Raw genomic sequence first — 15480 nt, 5'->3', positions numbered from 1 at the left:
CTCTTCGCCGCGGTCCTCAACCAGCCGCGGTGCTTTTTGCAAACCAAAGGCCACACATGAAAGACCTTCCCCTGCAGGGACTACGCATCCTTGCCGTCGAACAGTACGGTGCCGGCCCCTATGGTTCGATGCACCTGGCCGATCTCGGCGCCGAGGTCATCAAGATCGAATCCCCGCCGGGCGGCGATGTCTCGCGCGCCACCGGCCCGTATTTCCTCGGCGAAGGCGACAGCCTGTTCTTCCAGACCTTCAACCTCAACAAGCGCTCGCTGCGCCTGGACCTGAAGGCCGCCGAAGGCCGCGAAGTCTTCGAGAAGCTCGTCGCCAGCGCCGATGCCGTACTCAACAACCTGCGTGGTGATCAGCCCGGCAAGCTCGGCCTGGATTACGCCACGCTGTCCAAACTCAACCCGAAGATCGTCTGCGCCCATCTGTCCGCCTATGGCCGCGACAACGAGCGCGCGGCGTGGCCGGGCTATGACTACCTGATGCAGGCCGAGGCCGGCTTCATGGCGCTGACCGGTGAACCCGACGCGCCGCCGGCGCGCTTCGGCCTGTCGATGGTCGATTTCATGACCGGTACCACCATGTCGATGGGCCTGCTGGCCGCCATCATCGGTGCCATGCGCACCGGCCAGGGCCGCGATGTCGATGTCAGTCTTTTCGATGTGGCCCTGCACCAGCTCAGCTACCCGGCCACCTGGTATCTCAACGAGGGCCACCGCACCGAGCGCTTGTCGCGCAGCGCGCATCCGTCCACCGTGCCGTGCCAGGTCTACCGCACCGCCGATGGCTGGGTGATGGTGATGTGCATGCTGGAGAAGTTCTGGCAGACCTTTGTCGAAGGTATCGGCAATCCGGCCTGGGCCGCCGAGCCGCGCTTCGCCAACTTCGCCGAGCGCCGCAAGGTGCGCGATGAACTGACCGTGCTGGTCGACGCTATCCTCGGCACCCAGCCCACCGCGCACTGGACGCAGCTGTTCGCTGGCCGCATTCCGATCGCGCCGGTGCTGGATATTGCCCAGGCGCTGGACAATCCCTATGTGCGCGATGTCGACATGTTGCAGGACGTCGAACATGCACAAGGCACGCAGCGGCTGCTGCGCAATCCGATCAAGCTCGATGGCCAGCGCCTGAGCGGCAGCGCCTGCCCGCCGCTGAACGCCGATGCCGACGCGCTGCTGCGCGAGCTCGGTTACAACGATGCAGACCGCGCGCGCCTGCTCGGCGCGTGAGGCACGGGAGTTGATGATGAAGCTTGAAGGCGTACGCGTACTGGATCTTTCGCTGTTCCTGCCCGGCCCGCACCTGACCATGGTGATGGCCGATCACGGCGCGGAGGTGATCAAGATCGAGCCGCCCAGCGGCGAACCGGTGCGCGAGGTCGGCCTGAAGCAGGCCGGGGTCAGCACCTGGTTCCGCAACACCCATCGCGGCAAGCGCTGCATCGTGCTCGATCTGAAGAGTGAGGCAGGCAAGGCGGCATTCGCCAGGCTGGTGGAATGGGCCGACGTGGTGGTGGAAGCCTTCCGCCCCGGTGTGGCCAAACGCCTGGGCATCGACTACGCCAGCTGCAAGGCCATCAATCCCAGGCTGGTGTACTGCGCGATCAGTGCCTTCGGCCAGACCGGCCCCAAGGTCAACCGCCCCGCGCACGATCTGGCCATGCAGGCCGATACCGGCGTGGTCAGCCTCAACCGTGCACCGGATGGCACGCCGGCCATGCCGCATATGCCGGTGGCCGATATGGCCGGCTCGCTGATGGCGCTCAACGGAATTCTGATGGCCTTGTTCCGCCGCGAACGCAGCGGCGAAGGCGATTACATCGATCTGTCGATGCAGGACGCGCTGATGGCCTGGCTGCCGAATGTGCTGGGCCCGCCGTTCGCGCTTGGCCGCGACCCGGTGATCAAGGAAGAACGCAGCTGGGGCGGCAATGCGCTGTACAAGCTGTACCGCTGTTCCGATGACCGCTGGATCGCACTGGGCGGCGCTGAGCACAAGTTTGCCGAGAACCTGCTCAACGCATTGGGCCGTGCCGATCTGATCCATCTGTGCCATCTGCCGCCTGGGCCCGGTCAGGACCCGGTAAAGGAATTCCTGGCGGAGACCTTCTCGCGGCGCACGCTGGTGGAATGGACCTTGTTCCTGCACGACATCGACGTGTGCTGGGCGCCGGTCAAGACGCTTACCGAGGCCTTCAACGATCCGCATACGCGTGCGCGTGAGATGGTCTGGACCGATGCGCAGGGCGGTACCCACCTGGGCATTCCAATCAAATTCGCCAACGAGCCGGGGCGTATCAATCCGCAGCTCGACGACATCGGCGAATCCACCGCAGCCGTATTGGCAGAACTAGGTCTCTAGCAAGCTGCAGGACCTCCTCCCTCCCTTTGCCTGCGGCAAGGGGAGGGCTGGGGAGGGGTAGCTCTTACCTCAAGCACCCCGCCCAAAAAACCAGACTCAGGCGTCGCTGCCGATATCGCTGGTTTCATCGGTCACGCTGGCCGCATGACGACGGCGCTGCGCGATCTGCCGCGACTTGGCTTCGATGGCCTCGTTGTCACGCTTGTTGCGGCGGTACAGCGCATAACCCAACAGGCCCAGGCCAACGGCGGCAACGGCGACGGTAGCGGTGGGGTTGCGCTTGGCGACGCGGGTAACGGCGCGGCCACCACTTTTCATCGCACCAATCGCAGCGCCGGTCTTCAGCCATTCCGCAGCGCTGGAGCCGCCGTGCTTGATGCCGCCGCCGGCGTTGTTGACCAGTTCCAGGGCGCGTTCCAGTGCCGGTCCGGTGATATCGCTGAACTTGCTCATGTGGGGGACTCCTTGTGGTTACAGGTCAGACCCTAAGTTTTACCAGAGGGGCGTGTAGGGGATGTTAGCCGGGAAGCGCAAATACGGGTTGTGGGTGGCTGAAGCTGAAGCAACGGCAACGCGGAGGTGCACGGCCGGCAAGGCTCGCATCGAGCGGTAGGATCACCGTCAAAGGTTAGATCGGAGTCAAAGGCAGGATCAAAACCAACGGCGACCCCTCCCCAACCCTCCCCTGCGCTACGCGCAAGGGAGGGGGCCAGTGCGGCTGCGCTGCACGCTGACAGATTGCCAAGAACCGCCCCTCCCTTTGCCGTAGGCAAGGGGAGGGTTGGGGAGGGGTGCTTTTGCTCTCGTTTTTTCTCTCGCTTCCGCCTGTGCCGCAGCCCCGCCAAACCCCAATCAGGTCCCCCGCGGCTTCGCCCTGTGCGTCGCCGTAGCGCTCCACGGATCGTCCGGCCATGGATGCCTGGGGTAACGCCCCTTCATTTCCTTCCGCACTTCGGCATACGTGTTCTGCCAGAAGTTGCGCAGGTCGCCGGTTACCTGCAGCGGCTTTCCGCCGGGTGACAGCAGGTGCAGCAACAAGGGCACGCGGCCATCGGCGATACGCGGCGTATCGGCCAGGCCGAACAGTTCCTGCAGCTTCACCGCCAGCACCGGCGGACGCGGGCTGATGCCGTCATCGTCGAGCGCGTACTCGATGCGCCGCTCCATGCCCGAGGGCACGCTGACGCGCAGCGGTGCGTGCTTGTCTACCAGCTGCCGCTTGCTCCAATCAAGACCCGATTTCAGCGCTTCCCCCAGCTCTTCCTCGGCCAACGCATCCAGCCGCGTCTTGCCGTTGAAGGCCGGCAGCAACCAGTCATCCAGCGTGGCCAGCAAGGCGGCATCGGAGAGGTCGGGCAGTTCCAGTTCCGGCATCCATTGCCGCAGCCCCATCACCCGCCAGCGCAACTGCTGCAGGTTTTCGGTCCACGGCAGGGCGTCCAGCCCCAGCTCACGGACGGCGTCGGTCAATGCACGTGCGGCCCGTGCAGGATCCACCTGGCCGGCAGAACGGCTGTCCAGCACGATGCGCTCAAAGCTGCTTTCGCGGCGTGCTTCCAGGGCACGTTTGCTGCTGTTCCAGCGCACCACGTCCTGGGTCTTGAAACGCTCGGGGAAGTCGCGGCGCAGGCGCCGCTCGTCCACCGGTGCCGCGCGCAGGATCAGTGCATCACGCGGATCGTGGCGCAGCTCGCTGATCACCAGCCACGGTTCGCCGCGCAGGTCGCTGTTGTCGAACTGGCGCGCGCTGCGGCCGTTGGCCAATTGATAGCGTTGCGGATCTGTAGGGTGCTGGGTGGCGATACGGTCGGGGAAGGCATGGGCCAGCAGGTCGCCTAGCGCGTGTGCTTCGCTATCGGCCGGGGGCAGCGCCTCGCAGCGCAGGCGTCGGCGCCACTGTTTGGCGGCCGCGTCGATCGCCGCCAGACCGCCGCGGTTGGCATCCTGCGGCGCGCGGCCACTGCGGAATGCAGCCAAGGCACGCCAGCGGGCGGCCAGCGCATCGCCGCCCTGGCGCAGTGGATCGCGGGCTTCCAGCAGCGCGGCCAGGTCGGCGGCCAGGGCTTGTTCGCGCGGATTGTGCGCGGACAGCAGCATCGCCGCCATCCGTGGATGCGTGCCCATCGCCAGCATGCGTTTGCCCAGCGCGGTGATGCTGTTGTCTTCGTTCAAGGCGCCGAGCCCACGCAGCAGTTCGCGCGCGGCGGAAAGAGCGCCTGCCGGTGGCGGATCGACGAAGCGCAGCTGGTCGCTGCCCCAGGCGGCCAGCTCAAGTGCCAGCCCGGCCAGTTCCACCTGCGCCATTTCAGGACGGCGTTGTGGTTCCAGTCGCTGCGATTGCGGCCACAGCCGCCACGCCCAGCCCGATGCCACACGTCCGGCACGGCCGGCACGCTGGTCGGCCGAGGCCTGCGAGATGTTCACCGCATCCAGGCGCGAGAAACCGCTGTTGGGGTCGTAACGCGGCTCGCGCGCCAGGCCGGCATCGATCACCACCCGCACGCCGGGCAGGGTGACCGAGGATTCGGCGACATTGGTAGCCAGCACCACGCGGCGACGGCCGTCGGGATCGGGCTGCAGCACGCGGGTTTGTTGCTCGATCGGCAGCTCGCCGTGGAGGGGGAGCACCTCATAGCCTTCTCCCTGCGGGAGAAGGTGGCGCGCAGCGGCGGATGAGGGTGCGGGCGAAGCCTGCTGTAGTTGGCCGATGTGGGCAGCGCCCCCGACCCTCTCCCCAACCCCTCCCCCGGAGGGGGAGGGGCTTAAAGCGGCTTGCACCCGTGCAATCTCGCGCTGTCCTGGCAGGAATACCAATACATCACCGGGATGCTCGGCCACCGCCTGCTCCACCGCGCGCCGGGTCTGTGCTTCCAGAGCCTCATCGCGCCGCGCCGGGAAATGGCTCACTTCCACCGGGTAGCTGCGGCCTTCGCTGGACAGGCGCGGCGCATCCAGAAACTGCGCCAGCCGCTCGCCATCCAACGTGGCCGACATCACCACGATGCGCAGGTCCTCGCGCAGCTGTGCCTGCACGTCCAGCGCCAGTGCCAGGCCCAGATCCGCCGACAGGTGACGTTCGTGGAATTCATCGAACAGCAGCGCGCCAACGCCTTCCAGTAGCGGGTCGTCCTGCAGCATGCGGGTCAGAATGCCTTCGGTGACCACTTCCACGCGGGTACGCGCGGACACCTTGTTCTCGAAGCGGATGCGGTAACCAACGGTTTCGCCAACCGGTTCGCCCAGCTGCTTGGCCATGAAGGTGGCGGCGCTGCGCGCGGCCACGCGGCGTGGTTCCAGCATGAGGATTTTGCCGCCCTGCAGCCACGGTGCCTCCAGCAGCGCCAGCGGCACCTGGGTGGTTTTGCCGGCGCCGGGTGGCGCCTCCAGTACCAGCCGCGAATGCGCGGCCAGCTGTTGGAGTATGTCGGGGAGCAGCGGGGTGATGGGGAATGCAGTTGCCATCGGCGCATTGTAGAAGCCGCGCACGCCAGGCGCCCGGTAGCCGCGTAGCCCGGGTAAGCCTGTAGCCCGGGTAAGCGCAGCGCACCCGGGGCTTTTCGCGCGGCCCCTACGATTCAGCGAACTGCCCCGGGTGCGCTGTGCTTACCCGGGCTACCGGGCTTCGTTCATGGTTTGGGGGCCGGGCTGGGACCAAACCTCTACAATCACGCTTTCTGTCTGCCTACTTCCAGCTCAATGCAACTGATCGACATCGGCGCCAACCTCACCCACGAATCCTTCGATCGCGACCTGGACGCGGTGCTGGAGCGCGCCAAGGCCGCCGGCGTGGCGCAGATGGTGATCACCGGCGCCAGCCGCGAGCACTCGCCGATGGCCCTGGAACTGGCGCAGCGCCATCCCGGTTTCCTGTACGCCACCGCCGGCGTGCATCCGCATCACGCCAGTGAATACACCGACGAGTGCGATGCCGAAATGCGCGCATTGCAGGCGCATCCGGAAGTGGTGGCGGTGGGCGAGTGTGGCTTGGATTACAACCGCGATTTCTCGCCGCGCCCGGCCCAGCGCAAGGCCTTCGAGCGGCAGCTGCAGATTTCCGCTGACCTTGCCGGTAAGCCGCTATTCCTGCACCAGCGCGATGCGCACGATGACTTCCTGGCGATGATGAAGAACTTCGACGGCAAGCTGGGCCCGGCAGTGGTGCATTGCTTCACCGCCGAACGCCGCGAGTTGTTCGATTACCTGGACCGCGATTGGTACATCGGCATCACCGGTTGGCTGTGCGACGAACGCCGTGGCGCGCACCTGCGCGAGCTGGTCAAGCACATCCCGGCCGAGCGCCTGATGATCGAGACCGACGCACCGTATCTGCTGCCGCGCACGATGCGGCCGCTGCCCAAGGATCGCCGCAACGAGCCGGCGTTCCTGTCGCATATCGTCGAGGAACTGGCACGTGATCGTGGCGAAGACGTGGCCGTTACCGCCGCCAATGCTACCGCCGCGACGCGCGCCTTCTTCCGCCTGCCGCCGGTCTGACGGCAGGCGCAGGCTTCAAACGGCGCGTTGCGCTTCGTAGGCCTGCAGGTGGCAGTACGCGGCCTGCAGCAGCGGTGCGGATTGCCCGGCCGCAAGCGCGCGGCCCAGCATGTCGCCGACGATATGCGCGGCCTCCACGCGTTGACCGGCTTCCAGATCGCGCAGCATTGAAGCCTTGATCGGCGAACCGGGCTTGGTGATGGCGCCCAGTGCGATGTCCTGTGCCTTCGCTGGAATCGGCTGCCCGGCCTGCGCGGCGACCGCCAGGCATTCGGCGTACAAGGCCTGCATGAAAGCGGTGCCGTGATCGCTGGCAACGATGCTGCCGACATCGGCGCGCATCAGGCAGGTGCCAGCCGCCAACGCGGTCAGGAAGCTGTATTTGATCCACTGCTCCTGGGCGATGTCGGCCGATGCAACGTGGTCGATGCCGGTCTGTTCGCAGGCTTGTGCGAGTGCAGTCACACGCGCGCTGTTGGCCGCACCATCGCGCTCACCGAAGGTCAGCTTGGCCGGCTTGTCCAGGTGCAGCACGGCGCCGTCCTCGGCCTTGGTCGCGCTGATGAAGCACAGCCCGCCGAGCACGCGCTCGCGTCCAAAGCGTGCATCCAGGTCAGCGTAGTGGCGCAGGCCATTGAGAATCGGCAGCACGCTGGTGGTGACGCCGACTGCCGCTGCGATGGCGTCGATGGAGCTCTCCAGGTCATAGGCCTTGCAGCTGAGGATGACCAGATCGAAGGGATTTTCCTTCGCCAGTTGCGGCAGGGCGTCGGCAGTGACGTGGGCGACCGCAAATGCGGCATCGCCGAGCGGGCTGCGGATTACCAGGCCATCACGATCCAGCTGTGCAGCGCGGTTGGGCCGCACCAGGAAAGTGACATCGACGCCGGCCTGGGCCAGCCGACCACCAAAGTAACCGCCGGTACCACCGGCACCGAGAATCAGGATGCGCATCGCTTGGATATCCATCAACAGTGGGGAGTGAAGCCATCATAGGGGCTCGGGGTGTTGTAGGAGCGGCGTGAGCCGCGAAGCTGACATTGCATCCGGCCAGGAAAAACAGGGTTTGCAATAGTCTGGATGCAAGAGCCAGCTTGGTCTGATGTTGTACGAGTTTCGCGGCTTATGCCGCTCCCACAAATGCGAGAACAAAAGCCAAAAAAAAAGGCGCCTTTCGGCGCCTTCTTTCAGCTGCGCAGGCCTACGCCGCGCTTCAACAGCCAGAGTGCCAAGGTGGTCAGCGCTACAACAAAACCCAGCATCAAGGCATACGACACCCACAACGGCACGTCGCTGCTGCCGAGCAGGCCGTAGCGGAACGCATTGACCATGTAGAAGATCGGGTTGGCATGGGTCATCGCCTGCGCCCAGCCCGGCAACAAGGTCACCGAGTAGAACACGCCGCCCAGGTAGGTCAGCGGGGTCAGGATGAAGGTCGGCACGATCGCTACGTCATCGAACTTCTTGGCGTAAACCGCATTGATGAAGCCGGCCAGCGAGAAGATCGTCGCGCCTAGCAGCACCGTGGTCAGCGTCACCAGCGGGTGCGGGATGCGCACCGGAGTGAAGAACATGGCGATGATCAGCACGATCACGCCCACCATCAAACCGCGCAGCACCGCGCCGGCTACATAGCCGCCGAGGATCACCCAGTTCGGCATCGGGCTGACCAGCAGTTCTTCGATATGCCGGCCGAACTTGGCGCCGAAGAACGAGGAGCTGATGTTGCCGTAGCTGTTCTGGATGACGCTCATCATCACCAGGCCCGGCACGATGAACTGCATGTAGCTGTAACCGCCCATCTGCCCGATCTTGGAGCCGATCAGGCCGCCGAAGATCAGGAAGTACAGGGTCATGGTGATGGCCGGCGGCACCAGGGTCTGGCCCCAGATGCGCAGGATGCGGTTGACCTCGCGACGAACGATGGTGCCCAGCGCCACCCAGTTGCGGCTGCTGTCGGTCACGGGAACGGGGGTACTCATGCTGCGCTGTTCTCCAGGTTGCCGGTGAGCCGCACGAACAGCTCCTCCAGGCGGTTGCTCTTGGTGCGCATCGAACGCACGCGGATGCCGGCGGCATTCAAGGCGTCGAAAACACGGTTCAGGTCCATCGCGCGCGGCATGTCCATATCCAGCGTATGCGCGTCGGTGGCGACCAGGGTGGCGCCTTCGATATGCGGCAGCTGGGCGGGCAGTTCACCGTCGATGTCGAACAGGAAGCCTTCCACGTCGAGCTTGGCCAGCAGGCCGCGCATCGGCCCCTGCTCCACGATCTGGCCGTGGTTGATGATGGCCAGGTTGCGGCACAGCTGCTCGGCCTCTTCCAGGTAATGGGTGGTGAGGATGATGGTGGTGCCGGCGGCGTTGATTTCCTGCAGCGTCTTCCACATGTCGCGGCGGATCTCGATGTCCACGCCTGCGGTGGGCTCATCGAGGATGAGCAGGCGCGGCCGGGTCATCATTGCGCGGGCGATCATCAACCGGCGCTTCATGCCGCCGGACAGGGTGCGGCTCATCATCTGCGCCTTGCCCCACAGGTGCGCACGCTTGAGCTCTTCCTCGGCGCGTACTTCAGCCTCCGCACGCGGAATCCCGTAGAAGCCGGCGTAGTTGACCAGGATGTCGAAGGGCTTCTCGAACAGGTTGAAGTTGATTTCCTGTGGCACCAGGCCGATCAGCCGCATGGTGGCGCTGCGCTCGGCGACCAGGTCGCTGCCGAACACCTGCACCTGGCCTTGGCTGAGGTTGACCAGTGAAGAGACAATGCCGATCAGGGTCGACTTGCCGGCGCCGTTGGGGCCGAGCAGGGCGAAAAAGTCGCCCGGGGCGACTTCCAGCGACACGCCCTTCAGCGCTTCGACGCCGTTGTCGTAGGTCTTGCGCAGGTCGCTGATGCGCAGCGCGGCTGTGCCGGGAGGAGCAGGGGTACGGGAGTCCAATCTTTGGCCTTCGCGCCGAGTACAGGCGTCGGATAAGTGCAGGCCGGTATTATAGGAGCCCCCGTGGTCCATGCCCGGTTACACACTGTTCCCCTCCTGTGCCAATCCAATTCCCCCTCAAGCTGGTCGGCCGCCACATGCTGGCGCCGAGCATCGGCCATTACCAGTTCGTCCGTGATGACGGCCAGCCGCTGGATTTCCTGCCCGGCCAGTTCATTCAGATTCACTTCGATTACGCCGACGGCACCCCGACCAAGCGCAGCTACTCCCTGGCCACTATCCATGACCGTGCCCTGGGCCCGGGCGAGGCGGTGGAAATCGCGGTCAGTTTCGTGCCCGGCGGCGCTGCCACGGCCTTGTTCGAGGGCATGGACCTGGGCGACCACGTCAGTGGCAGCGGTCCCTTTGGCCGGTTCTGCCTGCAGCCGGGCGACCACAATGCCCGCTACCTGCTGATCGCCACCGGCACCGGCGTCACCCCCTACCGCTCGATGCTGCCGCAGTTGCATGAGGCAATGGTCGAGCGTGGCGTGGAGGTGGTGCTGCTGCAGGGCGCGCGGACGCCGGAAGAGCTGCTCTACAGCGACGACTTCTACGCCTTTGCCGCCGCCAACCCCGGCTTCCGCTACATGCCCTGCCTGTCGCGGGAACTGCCTGAAAACCCGCACCCGGATGTCCGCAAGGGCTATGTACAGCAGCAGCTGGCGGAGATCGCGCCGGACCCGGCCCGCGATATCGCCTACCTTTGCGGTAACCCGGACATGGTCGATACCTGCGTGGAAGTGCTCAAGCAAGCGGGGCTGTCGATGCCGCAGATCCGCCGCGAGAAGTACGTCAGCAGCAAGTGATCCTTGGCGGCTGCGCTGCAGTCGCCTCTCCCGGTGAGCCGGCGTGTCCGGCCCCGGTTTGGTTTTGATCCGCATAAAGGCGCGACGCTTCGTTCGCGCCTTTCTTCGTTGTGGATGCGGTCTTGCCGGCTTGGCCCGGGCAAGGGGCAGCGTAATCGTCGTTTCCATCTGTAAAGGATGCTTGACAGGTCGGCCGTGCCGGCCCCAGGATGTGTCAAGCGTGCTTTACAGGAGTTGGGCCATGGGTCATTGCAGCTGTCTTGTCCGTTCCACCGCGACGGGTTCCGTCGCCAGCCGGTCGCTTACCCTGGCCGCCGGCCCGCAGATGCGGGCGCAAGGGGCAGGGCGATGAGCCGTACTTCTTGGACCGTGGGCATGCTGCTTGCGGCGGCGGTGTCCGCAGTCCTCGCCTGGGTCGTGATGCAGTGGCAGCCGATGGGCGCGCAGCCGAAGTTTGCCGGCATTCTGTGTGGTATCGCCCTGGGCCTGGCATTGGCAGCGCTGCTGCGCCGCTTCATGCCCGATGGCTGCGACGCCGCCCCGGCCAAGCTGCGCAAGCGTTATACCCGCGAAGTGATGCTGGCCATGGCCGGTTACATGGTGCTGCTGGTGGCATCGAGCCTGTTGCTCAAGCGCGTGGACGAACCGCTGCTGCGTGCGCTGGTCGCCTTGCTGCCGGTGCCGCCGGTGGTGTTGATGTTGCGGGCAATGGTCCGCTACATCCGCGATGTGGATGAACTGCAGCAACGCATCGAGCTGGAGGCGGTCAGCTTCGCCACTGGCTTTGTATCGCTGGTCTACCTGACCGGTGGGTTCCTGCAGGTCGCCAAGGTGATCGACATTCCTTCCGGTGTGGCGATGATCTGGGTTTTCCCGCTGGTCTGCCTGGCCTACGGGCTGGCCAAGGCCGTGGTCGTGCGGCGCTACAACTGAGAGCCGGCGATGGATAACCGATTGCGCGAACTGCGCGAGGCCAAGGGCTGGTCACAGGGCGAACTGGCCGAGCAGCTGGAGGTATCCCGGCAGACGGTCAATGCGCTGGAGACGGGCAAATACGATCCCAGCCTGCCGTTGGCGTTCCGCATTGCCCGCCTGTATGAAAGCCGCATCGAAGAAATTTTCTTTCCTGATGTCACATAGCTGCCGCGCCCGCGTCTGGATGCAGGTAGACCCGTTAATTTCCTTCAACCGTGAGGGGCTGTTCCGATGATGTCCCGCAAGACCCAAACCATCCTTGCCTTGGCCGTGATCGCCGGTATCGTCGGCTACCGCCTGGTGCGGTCCACCGATACCCCCGCGCCTGCCGCACCGCAGGCAGCCGCTGCCGCGGTTGCTGCGGGCAAGCCGCAGACGCTGGGCAGCCTGCACTTCCAGCCCTGCAGCCTGAGCGCGAGTGGCAGCCGCGACAGCCTGGAAGCGCAGTGCACCACGCTGGAAGTGCCCGAAGACCGGGCAAACCCGCAGGGCCGCAAGATTGCACTGAACATCGCCTGGGTCGCCCCGGAGAAGGAAAGCGACCTGCAGCCGGACCCGGTGTTCTTCCTGGCCGGTGGCCCTGGGCAGGCGGCGGTTGCCACCTACCCGCAGGTGGACGCGGCATTTGCCGAGGTGCGCAAGCACCGCAACGTGATCCTGGTCGACCAGCGCGGCACCGGCGAGTCGAACCTGCTGGCCTGCGATACGCCGGACGATGCGGATTTCAGCACGGCCTCGATGGTGGCAGTGGCGCGCAGCTGCGCAGCTGAGCTGGCAAAGAAGGCCGACCTGCGCTTCTACACCACCACCGAGGCGGTGGCGGATCTGGATGCGGTGCGCCAGGCCATCGGTGCGGCGCAGATCAATCTGGTCGGTGTCAGCTATGGCACCCGCGTGGCCCAGCAGTACGCCATGCGTCATCCGCAGGCCACGCGCAGCATCGTGCTGGACTCGGTGGTGCCGAACAGCCTGCAGCTGGGCAACATCTTCGCGCGCAACCTTGATGACGCCTTGGCGCTGCAGTTCGCACAGTGCACCAAGACCGCCTCGTGCAAGGACAAGCTGGGCGATCCGCGCGCCGAGCTGGACGTGCTGCTGGCCAAGCTGCGTGCGCAGCCGGTGACGGTGCAATACCGCGATGCTGGCACGGGCGAGCAGCGCGAAGGCGAGCTGCGTGCGGAAACCGTAGCCGGGCTGGTGCGCATGTATGCCTACATGCCGGCTGCCGGTGCGTTGCTGCCCAAGCTCATCCACGAAGCCAACGGCGGCCGCTACGACAATCTGATGGCGCTGACGCAGATGCTGCAGGGCGAGATGAAGGACAGCATGGCGATGGGCATGCAGCTCTCGGTGGTGTGCAGCGAGGACAACGAAAGCATGGTCGCCAACAGCGCCGATGCCGACACCGTGCTCGGTAATCAGATGGCCGAAGCCATGGGCGCGATGTGCGCCAGCTGGCCCAAGGGCACGGCGCCAGCCGACTTCCACAAGCCGCTGGCCGGCAAGGTGCCTGCGCTGGTGCTGGAAGGCGAGTTCGATCCGGTGACCCCGCCACGCTACGGCGAGGAAGTGGTCAAGCACCTGGATAACGCGCGCCTGTTCGTGCTGCGTGGCCAGGGCCACAACGTGATCGGTGCCGGCTGCATGCCCAAGCTGTTTGCGCAGTTCATTGAAAAGACCGACCCGAAGGCGCTCGACGGTGCCTGTCTGGAAAAACTCAACTACGTGCCGCCGTTCACCAGCTTCAATGGCTGGGAACCGTGACATCACCGCATCACTGAGGAATCCGCTTCCATGATCGTTGCAGAACGACTTCGCAAGACCTTCCCCGGCAAGGGCAAGGACAAGACGCCGGTGATTGCCGTGGATGACGTGGGCTTCACTGCCCACGACGGCCAGATCACCGGTCTGCTCGGCCCCAACGGCGCCGGCAAGACCACCACCCTGCGCATGCTGTACACGCTGATGACGCCGGAAAGCGGCCGCGTGCTGGTCGATGGCATCGATGCCGCCGTCGACCCCAACGCGGTGCGCCGCAGCCTCGGCGTATTGCCGGACGCACGCGGCGTCTACAAGCGCCTGACCGCGCGCGAGAACATCGACTACTTCGGTGAACTGCATGGCATGAGTTCGGCCGCCATCGTCGAGCGCACCGCGCGCCTGGCCAAGGCACTGCAGATGGAGGATTTCCTCGACCGTGCAACCGAGGGTTTCAGCCAGGGCCAGCGCACCAAGACCGCGATTGCCCGCGCGCTGATCCACGACCCGCGCAACGTGATTCTCGATGAGCCGACCAACGGCCTGGACGTGATGACCACCCGTGGCCTGCGTGGCTTCCTCAAGGAACTGCGCGAGGAAGGCCGCTGCGTGATTTTCTCCAGCCACATCATGCAGGAGGTCGCCGCGCTGTGTGACCGCATCGTGATCGTCGCGCAGGGCAGGGTGGTTGCACAGGGCACGCCGGAGGAACTGCGCGAGCAGGCCCACGAAAACAACCTGGAAGACGCGTTCGTCAAATTGATCGGCAGCGAGGAGGGCCTGCACGCATGAGCACGACCGGATACTTCCGCGCGATCTTCACGGTGATGCGCAAGGAGCTGCGCGATTTCGCCCGCGACCGCCGCACCTTCCTGCTGACCCTGCTGACCGCACCATTGCTTTACCCGCTGCTGTTCCTGGGCATGAACAAGCTCACCAACCTGCGCGCTGAAACGCAGTTGGAAAAAGACTTGAGCATCCCAGTGGTGGGCATCGCCCGCGCGCCGAATCTGGTCGCGTTCCTGGCCAGCCGCGGCATCAATGCCACCGAAGCACCGGCCGACATCGAAAGCCTGATCCGCAGCCAGCGCGAAGACTTGGCGCTGGTGATCGACGAGAACTTCGCCGCCGACTGGCAGGCCGGCAAGCCGGCCAAGGTGGAGATCGTGGCCGATACCACCCGCCGCACCGGCGAGGTGCAGATTGCTCGCGTACGCAGCGTGCTGAGTGCTTACGGGCAGTCGGTGGGTGCATTGCGTCTGCTGGCGCGTGGCGTCAACCCGATGGTGGCCGCGCCGGTCAATGTCGGTACCCGCGACCTTGCAACGGCCGAGGCCAAGCGCGGCATCTTCCTGTCGGTGGTATTGCCGCTGGTGTTGATGCTGTTCGCCTTCATCGGCGGCTCGCACCTGGCGATGGATACCACCGCCGGCGAGCGTGAGCGGCAATCGCTGGAGCCCTTGCTGGCCACACCGGCCGCACGCGGCGCCTTGGTCAGCGGCAAGATGCTGGCGGCGGTGGTACTGGGCCTGGCTTCGATGTTGCTGATCCTGATCTCGTTCAAGATCAGTGCCAGCATCGGCGGCGGCGCAGCGCGTTCACTGGATGTCAGCTTCGCGGCGATGGGCAAGCTGCTGGTGATCCTGCTGCCGCTGGTGCTCATTGGTACCGCCTTGCTGACCTGCCTGTCGGCCAGCTCCAAGAGCATGAAGGAGGCACAGAGCCATATGGTCTGGTTGATGCTGCTGCCGATGCTGCCGGGTTACGCCTTGATGGCCTACCCGCTGAAGGACACCCAGCTGTGGCAGTACGCGGTGCCGTTCCTGTCGCAGAACCAGATGCTGGTGAAGGTCACCCGCGGCGAGATGCCATCGGCCACGCAGTGGGCGGTGTATCTGGCCGCCTCGGTGCTGCTGGCGGTGCTGCTGTGGGCAGTGGCGGTATGGCGTTACCGCCAGGAGCGGCTGGCAATCTCCAGCTGACAAGGCGTCTTCGGTAGTGCCGGGCCATCCTCGGGACAACCCGTGGGTCCAAAAAAAAGTCCCCGATTGGGGAGGGCGAATGTTTTTTTTTTTTGTTTGAGTGACAAAACAGCAACGG

14 protein-coding genes are annotated in these 15480 nt (G+C 65.3%); 9 read left to right on the top strand and 5 right to left on the bottom strand.

From position 1 onward, the window contains the following. The first annotated feature begins 56 nt into the window (after positions 1-56). Together ABE493_RS14920 and ABE493_RS14915 are read left to right on the top strand one after the other, a co-directional pair. Positions 57-1235: a CaiB/BaiF CoA transferase family protein gene (locus ABE493_RS14920; protein ID WP_346499689.1), complete on the top strand. Its 1179-nt coding sequence runs from the start codon at positions 57-59 to the stop codon at positions 1233-1235. Further along, positions 1204-2367, top strand: coding sequence for a CaiB/BaiF CoA transferase family protein (locus tag ABE493_RS14915; protein WP_346499688.1), 1164 nt, complete (start codon positions 1204-1206; stop codon positions 2365-2367). The genes ABE493_RS14920 and ABE493_RS14915 overlap by 32 nt, the downstream gene beginning before the upstream one ends. Positions 2368-2463: 96 nt before the next feature. Here ABE493_RS14915 and ABE493_RS14910 read toward each other — a convergent pair whose 3' ends face one another. Then, positions 2464-2820 (bottom strand): hypothetical protein, encoded by a 357-nt coding sequence (locus ABE493_RS14910; RefSeq protein WP_346499687.1) that lies wholly within the window; start codon positions 2818-2820, stop codon positions 2464-2466. Between the two features lie 399 nt (positions 2821-3219). Then, positions 3220-5829, bottom strand: coding sequence for an ATP-dependent helicase HrpB (gene hrpB / locus ABE493_RS14905; protein ID WP_346499686.1), 2610 nt, complete (start codon positions 5827-5829; stop codon positions 3220-3222). A 234-nt stretch (positions 5830-6063) separates the two neighbouring features. On the opposite strand from hrpB, the gene ABE493_RS14900 reads away from it, so the two are divergent. Beyond that, positions 6064-6861: a TatD family hydrolase gene (locus ABE493_RS14900; RefSeq protein ID WP_346499685.1), complete on the top strand. Its 798-nt coding sequence runs from the start codon at positions 6064-6066 to the stop codon at positions 6859-6861. A 15-nt stretch (positions 6862-6876) separates the two neighbouring features. Here ABE493_RS14900 and panE read toward each other — a convergent pair whose 3' ends face one another. The 3 genes from panE to ABE493_RS14885 form a co-directional block, all read right to left on the bottom strand. Continuing rightward, positions 6877-7815, bottom strand: coding sequence for a 2-dehydropantoate 2-reductase (gene panE, locus ABE493_RS14895; RefSeq protein ID WP_346499684.1), 939 nt, complete (start codon positions 7813-7815; stop codon positions 6877-6879). 233 nt (positions 7816-8048) lie between these two features. Then, the gene (locus tag ABE493_RS14890; protein ID WP_346499683.1) at positions 8049-8843 is read right to left on the bottom strand and encodes an ABC transporter permease; all 795 of its coding nucleotides are present in this window, start codon (positions 8841-8843) and stop codon (positions 8049-8051) included. Next, positions 8840-9799, bottom strand: a complete 960-nt coding sequence (locus tag ABE493_RS14885; RefSeq protein WP_346499682.1) for an ABC transporter ATP-binding protein — start codon at positions 9797-9799, stop codon at positions 8840-8842. The genes ABE493_RS14890 and ABE493_RS14885 overlap by 4 nt, the downstream gene beginning before the upstream one ends. Before the next feature lie 98 nt (positions 9800-9897). Here ABE493_RS14885 and ABE493_RS14880 point away from each other — a divergent pair, with 98 nt between their 5' ends. From ABE493_RS14880 to ABE493_RS14855, 6 genes are all read left to right on the top strand, one after another. Continuing rightward, positions 9898-10647, top strand: coding sequence for a ferredoxin--NADP reductase (locus ABE493_RS14880; protein ID WP_346499681.1), 750 nt, complete (start codon positions 9898-9900; stop codon positions 10645-10647). 348 nt (positions 10648-10995) lie between these two features. Continuing rightward, the gene (locus ABE493_RS14875; protein ID WP_346499680.1) at positions 10996-11580 is read left to right on the top strand and encodes a hypothetical protein; all 585 of its coding nucleotides are present in this window, start codon (positions 10996-10998) and stop codon (positions 11578-11580) included. 9 nt (positions 11581-11589) lie between these two features. Next, complete coding sequence (locus ABE493_RS14870) at positions 11590-11787, top strand: helix-turn-helix transcriptional regulator (RefSeq protein WP_057629134.1); 198 nt, start codon at positions 11590-11592, stop codon at positions 11785-11787. A gap of 69 nt (positions 11788-11856) precedes the next feature. Continuing rightward, on the top strand, positions 11857-13386 hold the full coding sequence (locus tag ABE493_RS14865; protein ID WP_346499679.1) for an alpha/beta hydrolase: 1530 nt from the start codon (positions 11857-11859) through the stop codon (positions 13384-13386). 30 nt (positions 13387-13416) lie between these two features. Then, the gene (locus tag ABE493_RS14860; protein ID WP_346499678.1) at positions 13417-14172 is read left to right on the top strand and encodes an ABC transporter ATP-binding protein; all 756 of its coding nucleotides are present in this window, start codon (positions 13417-13419) and stop codon (positions 14170-14172) included. After that, positions 14169-15362 (top strand): ABC transporter permease, encoded by a 1194-nt coding sequence (locus tag ABE493_RS14855; protein WP_346499677.1) that lies wholly within the window; start codon positions 14169-14171, stop codon positions 15360-15362. The genes ABE493_RS14860 and ABE493_RS14855 overlap by 4 nt, the downstream gene beginning before the upstream one ends. The last annotated feature ends 118 nt before the right edge of the window (positions 15363-15480 follow it).

Source organism: Stenotrophomonas terrae (assembly GCF_039674165.1).
Lineage (GTDB): Bacteria > Pseudomonadota > Gammaproteobacteria > Xanthomonadales > Xanthomonadaceae > Stenotrophomonas > Stenotrophomonas terrae_A.
Note: the sequence above shows the minus strand (reverse complement) of the source record. Positions and strands in the feature narration are given on the sequence as shown.